Consider the following 19,760-nt stretch of genomic DNA (forward strand, 5'->3'; position numbering starts at 1 on the left):
CTCCGACTCAGCGAGTCTCTGCCGAGTACCACGGACAAGCACGAATCGATTTCACATTTATTGTTAACGTGTTCTCCACCAATGCTAAAAATTCCTTTTTCAATTTGTCCAACTCCACCTTTTGGTCTGCTACCGCTTTCTATAAACAAAGTTAAATTTTTTAATTTTAATGTTTCAAATTTACCATTAAGCAAAGAATTTCCTATTTGCCTAAAATATGCTTGTGAATATTCGCTATCAAATCTATCACTTGAAAGTTCGCTAAATTTTACATTAAATACTCTATTGATTAATGAATTATCTTTTATGGGTAATTCAATTTCTAATTCATTCAAAAGATAAGTATCTATACTTTTTAGTAATTTTTTAGCTTCTTTTTCTTTAAGTTGTTTTTCATTAAATGCTTCGTTGTAAATTGAAACTATTAATTTTTGTTGTTCAATTGACGGAAGCGGAATTTTTATTTTTCTAATATCTTCAAGATGCAAATCGGGAACTCCTGCTCCTTTAATTACTCTTTCGTATTGTGTATATGCAAGTTCAGAATTTAAAAAGATTTCTAAATATTTTGATAAGATTTTTTCGTTTGGTCGAAGTAATGCCAAACTAACAAAAATTTGAAATCTCTCCTCGGTTTCAACAGTAGAGGCATAACCAAAAGTAGCACCTATTTTGGTTAATAAAACATCGCCTTTCTTTGGTTTACATCTTTTGTCAAGTTTATTAGCTTCTTCTTCTGAAATATATTTTGTTTTGTTTAAATCAATTTTTGACTTTCTTACATCTTTAACACTAATAAACTTGATTCCTTTGTTTATATAAATAGGTGTAAAATGTGTGCCATCGCTTATCAAGTCTGTAACTTCTGATAAATGCAAAACAGGAAGTTTTGAAGCATTAATTTTTATTACATTGTCAATATATTTTTTAGTGTAAAATTTTGGTTCTAATCTGCTCTCTATTAAAGAGCGATTTATTAAAAATGCACTATCGGTATTAATTTTAGTATCCAATTTATACATTTTCATTTTTTTTAAATGTAAAACCTCGGTCTAAAAGAATATCTTTAATGTTGTCGTAAATAATAACTTCCAACGAATGAATTGCATCTTGATTATATTTATGACAAGTATTTTGCTCATAATCAAAAGGAGAGCGAGTAGTGTCGCTTTCTCTTTTTACCATTACAACAATTTTATTTGAATCATTTTTTGCATAACCTAATTCAAAAGCAACATTTACATTTCGATTACTAATATCTGCAATAAAAATATTTGATTCATTTATTTGCTCAATCATTTTATTGTTAATATTATAACTATCTCCTTGATGTTGCATAATAGGAAAAAGTGAAATTTTAATTTGATTGTTTTCTGCTAATATTTTGTCTATTACTCTTTTATATGCTTGGTTATAAGATTCAACTTCTGCCACACTATAATATGGCATTGCTACAAAAACCTTTATAGTTTGGTCAGAAACTTTGTCAAAAATATCTATTAATGTTTGATAGGTTGCTTCTTGAATTTCAAAAATGTGATGTTTTAAAACCCACTCTTTGAAAAAATTAAATTTTGGTTTGTCCTTAACGTTGTAATAAAGTAAAGCAGTAAATAATCCTTCACTATTATTTCCTTTTAATTTATCTTGAGTTTTGTATAATTCATTTACTGACAATAGAGCTTCCCTAACTTCGGTTACAAGTTCTTCATCAGAAATAGTGCCTAACAAACTCTCAAAAATACTTTTAGAAAGACTTCTAAAATTATTATGAAGCAAATGATTAACTCCTTTTAATAAACTTGGGTCTTCAATTTGGTTATATAGTTTTCTAACCAAAACGCCACTTCTACCAAATATTTTCTCTAATTCTTCGTCTTCAAAATGCTTTTCGTCATTTATAATTACACGAAGATTTTGTTCTAATGTTAATGGTTCAGTTTTTGAATTTATGTTATAAAAAACTACTTTTTCAAACTTTTCAAAACTTGTATCTGAAACTTTATCCATTTTACCAGTTGCAGGATTGAATTTTTCTTCAAACGTTTCCTCAAAAAGAACAATACAAAACGGAATATTCATAGTTGTTATTCTATCCGATTTTATTTCTTCGGCAGCCGTTAATCTATGATTACCATCAATTCTGTGCAATGGGTGTCTATTTGCTTCAATTAATTCTGCAAGTTCTGTATCATCAAATTCAATTTCAACAATATTTATTTCGTTTGTTTCATTTACATCAAAATTCTTTTGTGATACAATTGATGAACGAACTTTAATTTTATCAATATTAGAATTAAAATTATTTCCTTTTTCAATTAATTGAATAGGTGTAACATCTTTATTCGTCCCAGGTATGCTTAAATCTTGCCTCAATTTTAAGCTTAAAATAACTTCAGGAAAAAAAAGATATGATTCTTCAGTTAGAAAGTTTGAAACTACCCCTTTTTGTCTTTCTAATAATTCTCTTTGATATTCGGGATTTGCTTTTGAAACTCTTGCAAGTTCTTTAATTCGAGCAAAACCCCTAATACAAATTTGATTACTTAATGACCTATCTAAAATACCTCTAATTATCATAACGGACTATTTTCAATATGATTAATAAAATTTGTTAATTCCTCACTAATCCATTCCAATTCGTTATTTTCAGTAGGTTTTCCAGTTGCATCGTAACCAATGTCATTTGCAATTGCCATAAATATCGAATAATCAGGTAATTCAGTTCTTGACTTTTCAATATAAGCATCGTTTAATTCTTCTTTTAATAAATTAATTTTATCTGTATATTTAGAATTAATACTATTTCTCCATTCAATATATTCTTCGGTTTTTTTAAATTCTAAAAAAGGCATTGAAAAGCTCAAACCTTTCATTTCCTTTAATTCAATTTTTTTCTCAACTTCCCAGTTTTCAATTTTTTCGTAAAACTTAAATTTGGTTTTAAGATTGTTTTGAATTTTTGCTTTTATTGATTGTATTTTTTCTGTTTTAGAAATTGGATATTTTTTTAAAAACAAAACTGAACTTTTCACACCTGCACCCGTTGCACTAAATGCAGTTTGTGGCATACTTACAACTGCTACTATTCTATACCATTCCTCAACTGCATCACGAACATATTGCATACTGCTATTCGTTAAAATACCATCAGGAACAACCATTGCCATATATCCGTTTGGAGCAAGAAAATTATAGCATTGCTCTATAAACAAAACTTCTGTACTTTGGTTATCTCGTAGAGTAGCAGTTTTGTTGCCTTTATTATCTAACCAATCGGGTATTTTATTTCCTAAAAAATAATTTTTTAAATAATTTTTTTCTGTTTTTTTTATATTACTTCCAAACGGAGGATTGGTAATAATAAAATTAAAATGATTGTATTTGAATCCTTTGTTTTCAGTGATTTTTAATATTTCACTTTCATTTAATAATCCGTCCGATGTTATTACGTTTGTATGCCCATCATCGTGAATTATCATATTCATTTTTGCGGCTCTACTAATTTGCTCATTTATTTCTATACCATAAAGGTTGTTTTCTGCAAAATCGTGCCAATATCTAAAATGTCTTTTGCTATGGTTTATATCTGATTTAAACCTAGGGTAAATTTTATTTGCTTGATTTCTTACTTTATTTAAGGCATATAATAAGAATCCACCACTACCACAAGAAGTATCTAAAACATAAGAATCATTTTTAATTGGTAGAACTTTTACTGTAAAATCAACAATTGGTCTAGGTGTAAAATATTGACCAAAATTCCCTCTAAAAAAGGAATCCATAAATGTTTCAAAAGCACGTCCTTTACTATCTAAATCTGTTTCCCCTAGATTTATATCTTGCAAATAGCCAACTATTGTTCTGACTTTTTCGGGAGATAATCTAATATTATCTTTGAAAACTTCTTTGTCTTTTAATCTGCCTTCTTCGTATAAAGCATTAACTCTTTCAAACAGTTCTTCATTTGTCTTTTTTAAAGCATCTTTTTCATCTTTTCCATCAACTTGAATTATTTGAAAATCATACGGTTCTCCAGTTTGTCTGTTTTTTCTTTCGTCCCAAATTTTACAAAAAATTAGTTTATCTAATTCATCAAATGCTTCTGACGGATTTAATTGTCCGCCAGCCCAAAGTGCATCGTGAGCTTGTTTAAATCTTCTTGTAAGTTCTTCTTGCGAAATAACAGTTATGTCAAAAAACTTTTGCTTTCCTACTTTTTCTTCAACTAAATCAGCTTCAAAAACATATTTATATTTAGCTAATTCTTTTACTCCAAATTGAGGTATGTCAGATTCTTGTTCTCTTGTTTGTTTCTTTTTATTTACTTTAAAATATTCATTTCTATTACCTTTTGTTACCCAAACATATTTCACATCATTTGGTAAAGCATAAGCATAACTATAAGCCTGTTCAATAGCTTGGCTAAATTCCTGTTCGCTAATATCTCCTTTTTTACATTCTACAAGAATATGGGGTTCTTTTAAACTATCATCGTTATAAACTACAATGTCAGCTTCTTTAGTTTCACTGCCCATTTTTACTGAGACAAAATTAATCACTCTTTCAACAGGGTAATTGTATTGCAAAACTAAATTACAGAAGGTTTCTAGTTGAACTTGCTCCTCAGGGTTTGAGTAGTTACGTTTTTTATTTTGATGAATATAAGTGACGAATTTTTTATCTTCATCAAACTTAATTACTCCTTTTAGGATTGCTTTATCTATGAGATTCATTTAAGAATTATTATTAAAAAGTTTAAATGCGAAAATTACGGTAATTGCTTAAGTTTGACAAACAATTTGGTTGTTTCTTTTCAATAGTACTTATTGTTCTTGTAGGAACAATGCTTAAATATAACAAAGACAGTGAAAATATAACAAAAAACATAACAGTACTCAAATCCGTGTAAAATGACTACAAAAGGCAGTGCGTAACATATTGCACGTTTAAAAAGAATCGAGCAAAGTAACTTAATTGTTTTTCCTTTGGTTAAAATGACAATAATAGAAAATACCCTTATATTTGTGATATGAAATAAAAATTGAATTTAACATATCGGCGTCCTTATTCTAGTTAGCAAAACCGATCAAGTTTAAAAATATTCAAAGAGTATAAGAATTGGACGTGTAAGCCTTGGGCTTTCTTTATATGTGTATGCATTATTGGCCCGACGTTTCTAGCAGGTTTGAAAAGCCACACGATTTTTTTACTAACATCTGTTTAGGGATCTTTGAGAATAACCAATTAAGAGTAAGATAGGGAAATTCGACAAAACAAATCCATATAATCCAAATGCAAAAAAAAACTTAAGCAAAGAAAACTTTAATACTGGTATTTGCATCACTCTTTTTAATAATATTAATTTTTGTAGTCAAAAAAATTATTTTTGTACCAAGTTAAATCAGATAGTCACTGATTGAAATATTGCCTGCAAAGAGAATGTAAATACTTAAAAGGCCTTTCATCACTGAAAGGCCTTTGTTTTTTTGGGGAAAATTAAACTACTTCAAATGAAAGGAATGTGTTATATTTAGGCATTAAACTAAAAACTATGAAAAAAAATCTATTGTTATTAATTTTCTGTTTGTTGGTAGGTACTATAGTTACTTATGCAGCAAAGGTGGATACGCTACAAATTCCAAGTATCGCCATGAATAAAACATACAAAGCAGCAGTTGTTGTGCCCAATTCCTATGCAAAAAGCAAACTCAATTATCCGGTTTTGTATTTATTGCACGGTGCTTATGGGCATTTTAACGATTGGTTGTCTAAAACTCCTGATAAGAATTTAGTGCGCAATTTGGCTGATCAGTACAACATTATTATTGTGATGCCAGAAGGTGAAACCTTTAGTTTTTACTTGGATAGTCCCGTAAATAAAGGCAGTCAGTTCGAAACGTACCTTACGAAAGAAGTTGTCCAAAAAATAGATCAAACGTATAGAACAGTCGCTGATAAAAAAGGTCGTGTCATCTCTGGTCTCTCCATGGGTGGTCACGGTGCGTTGTATTTATCGACCAAACATCCTGAATTGTACAGTGCAGTTGGCAGTATGAGTGGAGCTGTGGATATGGGCAGCATGATTACTCCTGAAAGCAAAGAAAGAATTACCAAATTAATGGAGCCAGTGTTTGGTCCTGAAGGAGCTTCGCAAGAAGTTTATGCAGCCAATGCTGTCTTGAATATGGTTGATAAAATGAAAACTAATAAACTAGCTGCAATTATTGATTGCGGAGTGGATGATTTTTTTATTGAGTCAAACAGAGAATTGCACCGCAGATTGGTTTATTCTAAAGTAGCTCATGAATACACAGAGCGTCCCGGTGCGCATACGTGGGAGTATTGGGAAAATGCCTTACCATCGCATTTGTTGTTTTTTCATACCGTTTTAAAAAATAATGGAGTTTTGGTTCCATAAATACTTTTGGTTTTGAATTGAAAAAGGCCTTTCAGTAGTTTCTGAAAGGCCTTTTTGTTTGGAGGATGAAATAAAAAAGGAATCGAATTGTTCTAAGTGTTATTTCAAACTCCCTATTTTTACATAACCAATGTGTAAAATATCTTCTTCCAAAGTACTTTCAGCTTTCGTGATCTCTAAGCCATAAAGCAATTTGGATGCTGCTGGGAGCATATCGTCCACTCGATATAAATCGTCGACATCTACGCCGTATTTTTCATCCAAATGAGATTCGGCTCCTTTAAAACCACAATGTTTGTAAAAAGCTGTTGCTTTAGATTTTTTTGTTGCTAATCCTAACGTTTTCGTGACGGCAAGCATTTTATAGTGGTATTCTTCGAACTCGTTTTCTTTGTATCCTCCTAGATTTAGGAAAAAAAGTTTTTCGGGAGTCGCTTCGCTAATAGATGCTCTAGGAACAACTTTAATATTAAAATTATTGACAACGGTCACTTCGCACCAAGTATCAAAATAAATTTTGCCTTTTGCTTCGGGCCAAAAAGCTTTCATTTGAGGGACTAATTCCTTTAAGGAACTTCCTATTCCAAAAAAATATCGTGCTGTTCTGTAAATCGTCCATCCGGCTTGCAGCCTAGCATGATCATGTATAATTTGAGTTTTGTATCCATATTTTTAATATTCATTTCTTTTAAAAATAAATTTTGGCACAGTTCGTGAATAGAATTAAAAATAACAACTAAAATTTATATAACCATGAAAAATATTACTCTATTTTTAGCATTCATCGGGATGATGACACTACAAAGTTGCGAAGTTACAGAAGTGTACGAAGACGGTTCAAGAACTGAAGTTTTTGAAGTAACAACCTCGTTTGGGTTTGTAAATAATTATAGTAGAATCATAGATTTTGATAGACCAATAGGTTCATTTGACTCGGTTTTAGTATATCACTTATTTGATGTAGTTAATGGTGATGATGTGTGGAGGTTGATGCCTCAAACGTATTACTTAGATAACGGCAGAGAGCTAGATTATAACTTTGATTACACTAGGTTTAATGTTAATGTGTTCTTAACTTCAAATTTTAATTTGAATACTTTATCATCTGATTGGACTCAAAATCAAACTTTTAAAATAGTAATCATTCCAGATGGATTTGCAAAAACTGTGAATAAAAATGATATTAACGCAGTGATGTCAGCTTTAAAGGTGAGTCAATCCGATATTAAAAAAATTAATTTATAATTTAAATTCTAGCCATAAAAAAAGGAAATCTCTCGATTTCCTTTTTTTATGATAGTAAATCAATATTTACTCTTCGGAATCTTTACTTTTAAATAAGGAAACACCAATGCCTATTAAAAGTGCTACCGCTATAAAAGCTAATGAAACCCATTCAGGTAATTTTATAAAATCATGCGCAATCATTTTTACGCCCACAAAACTTAATATTGCAATCAAGCTGTATTCTAGGTAACTGAATTTAGCCAACATATTAGCTAAGAAAAAGTACATAGAACGCAAACCTAAAATGGCAAAAATATTAGAACTAAAAACAAGAAAAGGATCATTGGTAATGGCAAGAATAGCAGGTACACTATCTATTGCAAAAACTACATCCATCACTTCTATTACCACTAGAGCCACAAAAAGTGGTGTTGCTGCAATAAGATGTCTTCTTTTTACAAAAAAATGCTCTTCGTCTGTGTGATTAGAAATTGGAATAACTTTTTTTAATGCCTTGTAGACAAAAGATTTTTTGGGTTGAAATTGATCGTCCTCACTGCTAAACAACATCTTCATTGCGGTATAAATAAGGAATACACCAAATATATAGGTCATCCATGAAAATTTATTAATAAGCATTACACCAAAAAAGATCATCAATCCTCTAAAAATGATGGCGCCTAAGATACCCCAAAACAAAACGCGGTGCTGGTATTTTTGTGGGATTTTGAAAGCTGTAAAAATAATAGCAATTACAAAAATGTTATCAATACTTAATGATAATTCAATCAAGTATCCTGTTATGAACTTAATGGCAGCTTCGCTAGGTTTTAGTGTGTCTGGGTTAGCGATGTAATTTGTGGAGTAAAGCCAGTAGATTACGCCAGAAAATAAAAACGATAATGTAACCCATATGGCGGTCCATTTTCCTGCTTCTTTAGAGCTAATGATGTGTGGGTTTTTGTTAAATACACCCAAATCCAAAGCTAAAAAAACTAGAACCGAAGCTAAAAAACAGATCCAAACAATCATAATACTTAATTTTAAAATATTAAGTAAAGATACTCTTAGAAACGGTTATCAGTAATATTTTAAGATAAACTTAATATTGGTTTCTTGAAAGATTAATTGAAAAAAAAATGCCTCCGAAAGGAAGGCATTTTTTTTTCAAAAAATATAGTATTAAAAATTACAAAGCAGAATTTACTGTTTGTATAATTCTAGCAGCAATTTTGTATGGGTCACCGTTTGAAGCTGGTCTACGATCTTCAAGCCATCCTTTCCATCCCTTTTGAACAGTCATTAAAGGAATACGAATAGAACAACCTCTATCAGACACACCATAAGAGAAATCGTGAATTGAAGCTGTTTCGTGTTTACCTGTTAATCGCAAGTCGTTGTAAGCGCCATAAACTGCAATGTGTTCAGCTGTTACAGGTCTAAAAGCTTCACATATTTTTTCATAAACTTCTTGAGAACCACATGTTCTTAAAACTTCGTTAGAAAAGTTAGCATGCATTCCAGATCCATTCCAATCTGTATCTCCCAGCGGTTTTGGGTGGTATTCAATATAGTAGCCGTATTTTTCAGTCAAACGATCCAATAAGTAACGTGCTACCCAAATTTCGTCTCCTGCTTTTTTTGCACCTTGAGCAAACAATTGAAATTCCCATTGGCCACAAGCCACTTCTTGATTGATTCCTTCAAAGTTGATTCCAGCTGCTATACAAAGGTCTGCATGTTCTTCAACAAGTGCTCTTCCGTGGGTGTTTTTTCCACCTACTGAGCAATAGTACATTCCTTGTGGTGCTGGATAACCTCCAATTGGGAAACCTAAAGGCAATAAAGTTTTGGTATCCATAATAAAGTACTCTTGTTCAAATCCGAACCAAAAATCACCATCATCATCAATGGTTGCTCTTCCGTTTGAAGCATGAGGAGTACCATCAGCATTCATAACTTCAGTCATGACTAAATATCCATTAATACGAGTAGGATCAGGATAGATTGCTACTGGTACCAATAAACAATCAGACGAACCGCCTTCGGCTTGTCTAGTAGATGAACCATCAAAGGACCAATTTCCAAGTTCTGCTAGTGTACCTTGAAAGTTTTCGTGCTCTTCAACTTTTGTTTTACTTCTAAGATTTTGTGTTGGTTCATAACCATCTAACCAAATGTACTCTAATTTTATTTTTGCCATAACATTATAAATTACTTCGTGATTATTAATGGTACAAAAGTATAATTTTTTTCTAAACCATAAAATTTAGGGGGTACTTTTTGTAAATTTATATTCTATTTTTTAAATATGCATTTTTTTATGGGGGTAATATTGTTTATTGATAATTTTGGAGGGGTTAAAAATATAATTCTATAAAATAGAGATATTATTTTTTATCGATATTGTGTATATTTGATCTTTATTGAAAAGGATTACTACTAATTTAAATAATAACAACATGCCAACATTACGTTTTCAAGCTTTAAGAGAAGCATCGACTCGAAAGCCCGTTCAATTTGATGAAACAGGTAGAAAATCTATTATTTTTGGTTCAAATGTCTTTAATGAAAAGGCTATGAAGCAATACCTAACTTCGGACGCTTTAAAAGGAATCCAAAGTGCCGTACAACACGGAACCAAAATTGACCGTAAATTAGCGGATTATATTGCAATGGGTATGAAGGAATGGGCTCTTTCAAAAGGAGTCACTCATTATACACATTGGTTTCAGCCGCTTACAGGAACAACTGCTGAAAAACATGATGCTTTTTTTGAAACATCCTATGATGGGAGCGATCCTGTCGAAAAATTTGGTGGTGCACAATTAGTGCAACAAGAGCCTGATGCCTCGAGTTTTCCAAATGGTGGAATTCGAAATACATTTGAAGCCAGAGGCTATACTGCCTGGGATCCTACATCTCCTGCGTTTATCTTTGGAACTACTCTTTGTATTCCCACGGTTTTTATTTCGTACACCGGCGAAGCTTTAGATTATAAAACACCACTGTTGCGTGCGCTTATGGTAATGGATGAAGCTGCAACCGAAGTCTGTAAATATTTTGATAAAAATGTCAAAAAAGTAACCGCTACCTTGGGTTGGGAACAAGAATATTTTTTGGTAGATAGCGCTTTAGCCAATTCTCGTCCTGATTTAATCATGACTGGAAGAACACTTCTTGGACATACTTCCGCAAAAGGACAACAGCTTGATGATCACTATTTTGGATCCATTCCTACACGTGCCCTTACCTATATGAGAGACTTGGAGCAAGAGTGTATGCTGCTTGGAATTCCAGTAAAAACGCGTCATAATGAAGTAGCACCCAATCAATTTGAATTGGCTCCCATTTTTGAAGAAACCAACTTAGCAGTTGATCACAATTGTTTGTTGATGGATGTGATGCAAAAAGTAGCCGAACGCCATGACTTAAAAGTCTTGTTTCATGAAAAACCTTTTAAAGGCGTGAACGGCTCCGGTAAGCACAACAACTGGTCTTTGGCAACAGATACTGGTGTTAACTTGTTGAGTCCAAGTAAAACTCCTATGAGTAATTTACAGTTTTTAACCTTTTTTATCAATACTATTAAAGCCGTTAATGATAATGAATCTTTACTAAGAGCAGCCATTGCATCAGCTAGTAATGATCATAGGCTCGGCGCCAATGAAGCTCCTCCAGCCATTATATCCGTTTTTATTGGAGAGCAACTTACAAAAGTATTGGCAGAACTTGAAGGGGTAACAGCAGGAAAGTTATCACCGGAGGAAAAAACAGATTTGAAATTGAACGTAGTAGGGAAAATTCCAGATGTACTTCTTGATAATACGGATCGAAATAGAACTTCGCCTTTTGCTTTTACTGGAAATAAATTTGAATTTAGAGCTGTAGGTTCAACAGCCAATTGCTCTAATGCCATGACAACATTAAACGCTATTGTTGCTAAACAATTGAGAGACTTTAAAGTAGAGGTAGATGCCTTAATTGACTCGAAAGACATGAAAAAAGATGATGCTATTTTTAATGTCTTGAGAGAATATATCAAGCAATCTAAAAAAATTCTTTTTGAAGGAGACGGATACAGCGAAGAATGGGAAGTTGAAGCAAAAAAACGAGGTTTAAGTAATTTTAAAACTACGCCCGAAGCTTTAAAAGCCAGAATTTCAAAGCAGTCTTTAGATTTGTTCTCAGAGTTAAACATCATGAATCATGTTGAAGTGGAAGCGCGCTACGAGATTGAATTAGAAGAGTATACCAAAAAAATACAAATAGAAGGCAGGGTTTTAGGCGATATTTCTAAAAACCATGTGATACCAACGGCAATTCGATATCAAAATACATTGATTACTAATGTGAAAGGATTGAAAGATATTTTTGGTGCTGATTTTGAAACCATCGCCAAAGAGCAAATTATCTTGATCAAGGAAATTTCAGGCCATATAGAAGGAATCAATTCTAAAGTGGAGGAAATGACAAATGAGAGACGAGCAGCAAATACATTGACTGATGCTCAGGAAATGGCAGAGGCTTACTGCAATAAAGTAAAACCTTATTTTGAAATTATAAGAAATCATTGTGATAAATTAGAATTACTAGTAGACAATGAAATTTGGACCTTAACTAAATATCGAGAATTGTTATTCACGAAGTAAACGATTATTAAATTTTTTTAAAACCAGTACATTTTTTATTTGTACTGGTTTTTTTGTACGTTTTTGTTAAAAGTTACGTTATTCCTTTCAAATTAATTTTATGCAACAGGTATTTTTCTTCTTTTTTATTTTTTTGTTTTCGGGTTTATCTGCACAAAATAAAGTGATTCTATATTTTGATTCTAATGAATATACTTTAAATAGTAAATCGAAAAATGAATTTCACAATTGGTTATTGAGTGCAAATACTAAAGAAATTATTAAAATAGAAGGGTATTGTGATCGTACGGCAAGTAGCGCTTACAATAAAATTCTAGGATTTAAAAGAGCGAAAAGAGTGGAGGATATTTTAGTTCAAAATAAAATTCCCATATTGTCTACTTGTGCTGCATTTAGTTTTGGGGAAGATTTTAAAAGATCCCAAATACACGCCAGAAATAGAAAAGTAGTGGTTTATTACCAAAATAGAACTTCCAGTATTTTTAAAAGTCAAAAACAAATGGATACCATTTTTAAAGAAAAAGAAGTGGTTGTTGATAAAGAACACAGAACTATTACGCTGGTTGAAATCCCGCTTGCAGCCAAAATTAAGGCTTCCAAAGTAGGTGATCTCATTCCGATTCAAAATTTAAATTTCAAATTCAATTCTGAAATAGTAGTTGAAAATTCAGCGGCCATATTAACTGAATTAGGAGAAATTATGCGTTCTCAATTTAATTTAAAAATTGAAATTCACGGTCACATTTGCTGTAATCCCGATCCAAATGATGTGAAGTTATCCAATCGTCGCGCAAAATCGGTTCATGATTATTTAATTAAAAACGGCATTCAACAAAGTAGATTAGCTTACAAAGGATTTGGTAGTAATAAACCCATCTTTACGTTACCAGAAAAAAACGAAATACAACGGGCGGCAAATAGAAGAGTGGAGATTTTAATCCTTCAAAAATAGTGCAATAAATCCTAAAACCATGTTCCATATTCCTAAATCAAATTAGTATCTTTGCCCCACAACTAACTGCCTAAAAGCAGGCTTCACAACTAAATTACATGAGTTCAGATACTTCAAAAAGGTATGCACTTCGCGGTGTTTCGGCATCCAAAGAAGATGTGCACAACGCCATTAAAAACATTGATAAAGGCTTATTTCCAAAAGCTTTCTGCAAAATTGTACCCGATTATTTAACACAAGACAAGGACTATTGCCTGATTATGCATGCTGATGGAGCAGGTACTAAATCTTCATTGGCCTACATGTATTGGAAGGAAACCGGTGATCTTTCTGTATGGAAAGGAATTGCTCAAGATGCATTAATAATGAATATTGATGACTTATTGTGTGTAGGGGCAACCGATAATATTTTACTTTCATCAACCATTGGAAGAAATAAGAATTTAATTCCAGCCGAAGTAATTTCAGCAATTATTAATGGTACAGAGGAGTTGATAAAAGAGCTTGATTCTTATGGTGTAACTATTCATTCTACAGGTGGTGAAACGGCTGATGTGGGTGATATTGTGCGCACTATAATTGTAGATTCAACGGTTACAGCGCGCATGAAGCGTTCAAAAGTAATTGATAATGCGAATATTAAAGCAGGCGATGTTATTGTAGGTTTAGCTTCTTTTGGTCAAGCAACTTATGAAAAAAGTTACAATGGAGGAATGGGAAGTAACGGACTTACATCAGCCCGTCATGATGTTTTCGAAAAATACTTAGCGACAAAATATCCTGAGAGTTTTGATGCTGCAGTTCCAGAAGAGCTAATTTATTCGGGCCAAGTTAAATTAACAGATGCAGTTGCAAATTCGCCTATAGATGCAGGACAGTTAGTGCTTTCGCCTACGCGAACGTATGCGCCTATCATCAAGAAAATTTTAGATACATACACATCAAGTGAAATTCACGGTATGGTACACTGCAGCGGTGGTGCCCAAACCAAAATTTTACATTTTGTAGAAAATTTACACATTATAAAGGATGATTTATTTCCTGTACCACCATTGTTCCAGTTAATTCAGGAACAATCAAAAACAGATTGGAAAGAGATGTATCAGGTATTCAACTGCGGCCATCGTATGGAGCTTTATGTTCCCGAGGCAGTTGCACAAGATATCATTGAGATTTCAAAATCATTCCATGTTGATGCACAAATTGTAGGTAGAGTAGAAGATTCTGGAACAAAAAAGCTTACCATAAAAAGTGAATATGGAACTTTTGAATATTAAAAATAATTTATGTACGAATTAATCTTTTGGAAATATCAAGAAGGAATTTATTTAAACCATCATTTAGTTTATGAGGCATTGCTTGAGGAGCAATTTGTTGAAGGACTAGAGGAATTGCCTGTGCCTGTAATTTGGAATAGATTGTCATCCGTTTTTTCAGGTTGGGAAAAAGTAGACGAAAACAGCTGGAAGAATCCAAATGGAACAGGTGCGTTTCAAGTAAAATCAACTTCTCAAAGTATTTTAATTGATTGCTATGGTAATGATGGAAAAACTATGAACTTACTCTCAGACACATTGGAGGAATTTAAATGTTCTTTGTATGACCCACAAGTTCCTGTACGTTATGATGAAATGAATGAGTAGAGAAACCTCTTAATCTCACCTTATATAAAAATAATTTTTCTGATTCGAAATGCTACTTTTACGTAGCTGGTGAATCAGAAAAATTATTTTTTGTTTTGTAATACTGCTGATTTATTAATTTGGTTTTGGGCTGTTAATTAATTTTGGTGCGCCAAAACCTAATTGTTCTAATTTTTTCAATTGCGTTTCAGCATCACCTACAATGAGATAAATCATTTTATTTGGATCTAAATATTTTTTCGCAAGCGTTTTTATATCATCTATTGTAATATTTTTCACAATATTTTCTTGTTTTTTTGCGTAATCATCCGTGTAATTGTAATTACTAATGTCATAGAGCATTTCAAGTTTTGATGATAATGTTTCAAAAGCTCTAGCATTACTTTTGATCAAATAACTTTTTGTAATATCGAGATCATTTGCATTGAAATTAGTACCATATTTTTGTAATATATCTTTAACTAATGCAACAGATTCAAAAGTAACATTAGAACGAACACCACTTGATACTGCAAAAAATCCTTTATTTACAGATCCCATAAACATGGAGCTAATACCGTATGTGTATCCTTTTCCTTCACGTAATTCTTGTGTTAATTGTGATGCAAAACTGCCTCCTCCCAAACGGTAATTTAAAATTTGAGCGGGATAATAGTCCGTATCAGTAGCAGCAAGAGCGGGATAACCAATTCTTATTACAGATTGTTTAGCTCCTGGAACATCATAAAAATAGACTTGTGAGCTTGAAATAGCTGTTGTATTTGCATTTGTTGGAATAACAATATTTTTAGTACTCCAATTTTTACTTATAATTTTTAAGGAGTTTGAAACACTGTTTTTATTCACGGCTCCAACTACATGAAAATTAACATTTGAAGGAGACATATTCGTAGTGAAATAGTTTTTCAAATCATCAATGGTGATTGAACTAACAGTTTTTTCAGATCCAATACGATTATTAGATAAAATAGATGTGCCAAAAAGTAATTTTTTAAACTCAATTCGAGCAATATAATTAGGATCTGCTTTTTGCTGCATTATTTGACTCAGTGTACTTTGTTTTATAAGTTCAAATTCTTTGGTATCCCATCGTGGTTGTAATAAAATTTCTTGTACTAATGCCATAGTAGCGGTATAGTTTTTTGCTAGTGTGGTACCGTAAATAGAAATAGCTTCATCACTTGCTGTTGCTTTTATAGAAGCACCAAGACTCTCAATAGCATTTTCTAATTGTTCAGGTGTTTTATTTGCGGTTCCTTTGGTCATAAGCTCGGCAAGCATGTTTGAAACTCCAATTTTTTCTGAATTTTCTAGCAATAAACCTCCTTTTACTTGTAATTGAAATTGTACTAGAGGCACTTCGTAATTTTCGATTCCTAATATAGACATTTCTGATGGCATTTTATCTTTCCAAACAACTGGTAAAATTACATCTGGACTAGCGCCGTATGCTGGTTCAATGCTTCGGTCAAATTTTGAAGGAGTTTTTTCATAAGTAGCTGCTATACTTGCATCAAAGGAGTCTTCTTTGCCTTCAATGATTTTTTCTTCAACTACATCGGCCAGTATCGACCCATCTAAAATTAAATTTTTTTCTCCTTTTGGAACAAAACTAGTTGCTACAAATGGTTTGTTTTGAATGTATTTTTTATACACGCGCATTACATCTTCACGGGTAACAGCTAATATATTTTTGACATCTTGATTAATATATTCTGGTGTTCCAGCAAATATCTCGTATTGTGCAAGTTGAAATCCTTTTCCTAAAACACTTGATAAATTATTATAAAAAGCAGTTTCTTGTCCTGCTTTAATTCTGTCTAAATCTTGTTGCGAAATACCTTCAGTTTCAAATTTTGCAAAAGCTTCGTTGACACCATTCATGACCTGATTTAAATTTATTTTATCAAAAGCGGTAACGCTAAGCATGTATTGTCCTGCTATTTCAGAGTTGTACTGAAAAACATCTGCTGCGTCAGTAACCTTTTTATCTTCTACCAAGGTTTTGTACAAAGGTGCTTTTTTACCTTTTGAAAGATAATTGGCAAGAACTTCTAGGGCATAGCTGTCTGGATGGTATTCATAAACTGATGGCCATGTAAGAGTAAGTTGTGGAAGTTTTGCAAAATTGTCTTCGTAGTACAGTTTTTTGGTAGCAGGTAACACAACAGCTTGTTTTTCCATTTTTGGGATAGCGTCACCACGTTTTATTTCGCCAAAATATTTTTCTACCCAAATTTTGGTTTGGTTTACATCAATATCTCCTGCAATTGTTAGTGTGACATTGTTAGGGACATACCATCGCTTGTAAAAATTCTTAACATCATCTAATGTTGCGTTCTGTAAATCTTCAAGAGATCCTATTACATCCCAGTTGTAAGGATGTGTAGGTGGATATAAATTTTTTGAAATCACAGAGAAATTATGACCATAAGGCCTGTTGTCATAACTTTGTCTTTTTTCATTTTTTACAACTTGTTTTTCTTTAGCAAGAACGGGTTCTGTTACGGTGTTGATAAAAAAACCAAGCTTATCTGCTTCAGCCCAAATCATTTTTTCAAGTGCATCTTTTGGTACAGTTTGAAAATAATTGGTTCTATCTCGGCTAGTAGATCCATTTGCACCCTCTCCGCCTATGCGAGCACTCATTTTATCAAGCCCTCCTTTTCCTAAATTTTCAGATTCAAGGAAAAGTAAATGCTCAAATAAATGTGCAAACCCAGTTCTTCCTTGTATTTCTCTTGCAGAACCTACGTGACTAGTTAATGCAACAGCAACAACAGGATCTGATCTATCAATATGTAAAATGACTTGTAAGCCATTGTCTAAAGTGAATTTTTCAAAATCAACTTTAAATTCTTTTGAACCGTTTTTTTGAGAGTAGGAATTTATTGCACTAAGAACTACTAAGCAATACAGGAGCAACTTGTTTGTTTTCATAGAGAAAATTTAATTTTAAGATATTTTTTTTTGGAGCTTAAAAATAAGAAATAAATGAGTATAATGATACGCAACTCTGTTTTATTACTATCTTTCTTTAAACAATTCTGTGGAGTAGTATTCCTGATATTTTAAAAGTTTAAATCTGTATTACTTGATGGCTAAACTTCTTTTTATGGGAATAAATAGAGATTAAAACCTCAATAGTCCTGATTGATTTTCTAATAATGAAGTATCTTTGTATCACTATTATAATTTTAAAGTAAAACATAATGAAAATAAATACAAAAAACGGAATTGATAAACTCATTTTTGGAATGAAACAAAATGATGTTACCGCTATTTACGGAAAACCAAACCGAAATTATAAAGACGAGGATGACAACATTATTTATGCATACAACTCTTTAAAAATGCGTTTGACTTTTTATGTTGAAGAAGATTTTAAATTAGGATACATCGTTGCATCAAGCCCAGAACTTGAGCTTTTTGGTAACAAAATCATCAATAGAAAAATAAGTGATGTGAAAAAAGATTTAGTTAGCAAGTCGATAACTAAATTTACTCAAGAGGAATTTGACACTTTTGAGAATTATTTTAACGAAGAAAACTGGATGATTTTTCAAACCGAGTTTGATGAGGTTGTAAAATTTGAATTGGGAGCAATTATCAATCAAAAAGATGAGTTTGATTGGAAATTTGGAAAAAAATAGATTTATAAAAAAACACCGATGAAATTTAAGATATCATCGGTGTTTTTTTTTGATTTTAATTTATTTTACGGGTTCCTTTTCAAGCATTTCTAATTCAAAAATAAGCATGGTATTTGGCGGTATCACACCATTAGCGCCTCGCTCACCATAAGCCAGATTTGAAGGTATAAAAACTACTGCTTTATCACCAAATGACATATTTTCAAGACCTTCAATAAAGCCCGGAATCATACCGTCTTTTTTTCCTGCTACGAAAGGAAATGCTTTGTATCCGTTTTGAGCCGCTCTTCTTTCATCATACTTACCGTAGGCTTTATTCACATTCTCATAACTGCTGTCAAATAAAGAACCATCTTCAAAATAGCCTGCGTAATTAAAATAAAATGTAGCTCCATTAGCTGGTTTTACACCTGTTCCATTTTCAACTATCTTGTAAGCTAATCCAGATGGAGTAGTAGTAGCTGTAGCTTTTATTGTAGATAGGTAAGTTTTCTTTGCTTCTTTAACAGCCTCAATCTTTTTTTGATCTTCAGTTTTAAAATTAAAGTAGTCTGAAATTACTTTTACAGCATCAAATTTCTTTGCCAAAGCCCCTTTTCTAACCACGGTTACTTTTGTGATTACATCATCTTGCTCGATAGCGTTGACAATAGCCATACCAGAGATTACATGACCAAAAACAGTATGCTTGCCATCTAACCAAGGCGTTTCTTTATGTGTGATAAAAAATTGGCTTCCATTTGTTGCAGGTCCAGCATTTGCCATGGATAAGATTCCAGGTTTATTATGCTTTAAATCAGTAATTTCATCTTTAAAAGCGTAGCCAGGACCACCTGATCCATTTCCAGAGGGATCACCACCTTGAATCATGAAATCTTTGATAACGCGGTGAAATTTTAACCCATCAAAAAAAGGTTTGCCTTTTAGGTTTTCGGGTTTTACAAATGTGTTTTTTCCTTCGGCAAGTGCAATAAAATTTGCAACTGTCACTGGTGTTTTTTGGTACGCAAGTTCTAATTCTATGTTTCCTTTATTAGTTGCAATAGTTACAAAGATACCTTCTGCTTCAGTTGGTTTTTTTACAACTGCCTTTGCTGTAGTACTTGGTTTTTTTACTGGTGTTATTTTTTTTCCAGTTTGAGCTTGGATAGTAATACATCCCAGAAGTAGTAAAAACAGATATTTAAATTTCATCTTCTATAATTTTATGGA

Annotated in this window: 15 protein-coding genes; 7 read left to right on the plus strand and 8 right to left on the minus strand. The window is 32.2% G+C overall.

The genetic code is table 11. From position 1 onward, the window contains the following. From AC061E_RS15485 to AC061E_RS15495, 3 genes are all read right to left on the minus strand, one after another. Positions 1-1,028 (minus strand): restriction endonuclease subunit S (locus AC061E_RS15485; protein ID WP_478287058.1); only part of this gene is annotated, 1,028 nt, incomplete at its 3' end. Further along, positions 1,015-2,580: a hypothetical protein gene (locus AC061E_RS15490; RefSeq protein ID WP_478287059.1), complete on the minus strand. Its 1,566-nt coding sequence runs from the start codon at positions 2,578-2,580 to the stop codon at positions 1,015-1,017. The genes AC061E_RS15490 and AC061E_RS15485, both read right to left, overlap by 14 nt. Continuing rightward, on the minus strand, positions 2,577-4,736 hold the full coding sequence (locus tag AC061E_RS15495; protein ID WP_478287060.1) for a type I restriction-modification system subunit M: 2,160 nt from the start codon (positions 4,734-4,736) through the stop codon (positions 2,577-2,579). Before AC061E_RS15495 ends, AC061E_RS15490 begins: the two co-directional genes overlap by 4 nt. 818 nt (positions 4,737-5,554) lie before the next feature. Between AC061E_RS15495 and AC061E_RS15500 the strand changes: the two genes are divergently transcribed. Beyond that, positions 5,555-6,421 carry an alpha/beta hydrolase gene (locus tag AC061E_RS15500; protein WP_478287061.1) on the plus strand — a complete coding sequence of 289 codons (867 nt, stop codon included), beginning with the start codon at positions 5,555-5,557 and terminating at the stop codon, positions 6,419-6,421. Positions 6,422-6,520: 99 nt separating this feature from the next. Here AC061E_RS15500 and AC061E_RS15505 read toward each other — a convergent pair whose 3' ends face one another. Beyond that, positions 6,521-6,970 carry a DUF1543 domain-containing protein gene (locus AC061E_RS15505; RefSeq protein ID WP_478287062.1) on the minus strand — a complete coding sequence of 150 codons (450 nt, stop codon included), beginning with the start codon at positions 6,968-6,970 and terminating at the stop codon, positions 6,521-6,523. A 204-nt stretch (positions 6,971-7,174) separates the two neighbouring features. Here AC061E_RS15505 and AC061E_RS15510 point away from each other — a divergent pair, with 204 nt between their 5' ends. Next, positions 7,175-7,666, plus strand: a complete 492-nt coding sequence (locus tag AC061E_RS15510) for a hypothetical protein (RefSeq protein WP_478287063.1) — start codon at positions 7,175-7,177, stop codon at positions 7,664-7,666. 66 nt (positions 7,667-7,732) lie between these two features. On the opposite strand, the gene AC061E_RS15515 is transcribed toward AC061E_RS15510, so the two are convergent. Next, positions 7,733-8,680 (minus strand): TerC family protein, encoded by a 948-nt coding sequence (locus AC061E_RS15515; RefSeq protein ID WP_478287064.1) that lies wholly within the window; start codon positions 8,678-8,680, stop codon positions 7,733-7,735. 157 nt (positions 8,681-8,837) lie between these two features. Beyond that, positions 8,838-9,851: a glutamine synthetase beta-grasp domain-containing protein gene (locus AC061E_RS15520; protein WP_478287065.1), complete on the minus strand. Its 1,014-nt coding sequence runs from the start codon at positions 9,849-9,851 to the stop codon at positions 8,838-8,840. A 259-nt stretch (positions 9,852-10,110) separates the two neighbouring features. On the opposite strand from AC061E_RS15520, the gene AC061E_RS15525 reads away from it, so the two are divergent. The 4 genes from AC061E_RS15525 to AC061E_RS15540 all read left to right on the plus strand — a co-directional run bounded on the left by AC061E_RS15525 (position 10,111) and on the right by AC061E_RS15540 (position 14,895). After that, positions 10,111-12,300, plus strand: a complete 2,190-nt coding sequence (locus tag AC061E_RS15525) for a glutamine synthetase III family protein (RefSeq protein ID WP_478287066.1) — start codon at positions 10,111-10,113, stop codon at positions 12,298-12,300. Positions 12,301-12,400: 100 nt separating this feature from the next. Beyond that, entirely contained in the window at positions 12,401-13,252 is an 852-nt protein-coding gene (locus AC061E_RS15530; protein WP_478287067.1) for an OmpA family protein, read from the plus strand. A 98-nt stretch (positions 13,253-13,350) separates the two neighbouring features. Continuing rightward, the gene (locus AC061E_RS15535; RefSeq protein WP_478287068.1) at positions 13,351-14,529 is read left to right on the plus strand and encodes an AIR synthase related protein; all 1,179 of its coding nucleotides are present in this window, start codon (positions 13,351-13,353) and stop codon (positions 14,527-14,529) included. A 9-nt stretch (positions 14,530-14,538) separates the two neighbouring features. Next, on the plus strand, positions 14,539-14,895 hold the full coding sequence (locus AC061E_RS15540) for a hypothetical protein (protein WP_478287069.1): 357 nt from the start codon (positions 14,539-14,541) through the stop codon (positions 14,893-14,895). Between the two features lie 114 nt (positions 14,896-15,009). Here the strand turns inward: AC061E_RS15540 and AC061E_RS15545 are convergent, their stop codons facing one another. Beyond that, complete coding sequence (locus tag AC061E_RS15545; protein WP_478287070.1) at positions 15,010-17,835, minus strand: M16 family metallopeptidase; 2,826 nt, start codon at positions 17,833-17,835, stop codon at positions 15,010-15,012. Between the two features lie 272 nt (positions 17,836-18,107). On the opposite strand from AC061E_RS15545, the gene AC061E_RS15550 reads away from it, so the two are divergent. Then, a complete protein-coding gene (locus tag AC061E_RS15550; protein ID WP_478287071.1) occupies positions 18,108-18,548 on the plus strand; it encodes a hypothetical protein in 441 nt (146 codons plus the stop codon). A 60-nt stretch (positions 18,549-18,608) separates the two neighbouring features. On the opposite strand, the gene AC061E_RS15555 is transcribed toward AC061E_RS15550, so the two are convergent. Continuing rightward, positions 18,609-19,742 (minus strand): peptidylprolyl isomerase, encoded by a 1,134-nt coding sequence (locus AC061E_RS15555; RefSeq protein ID WP_478287072.1) that lies wholly within the window; start codon positions 19,740-19,742, stop codon positions 18,609-18,611. Between the last annotated feature and the right edge of the window lie 18 nt (positions 19,743-19,760).

The organism is Flavobacterium sp. GNP011 (genome assembly GCF_056428925.1).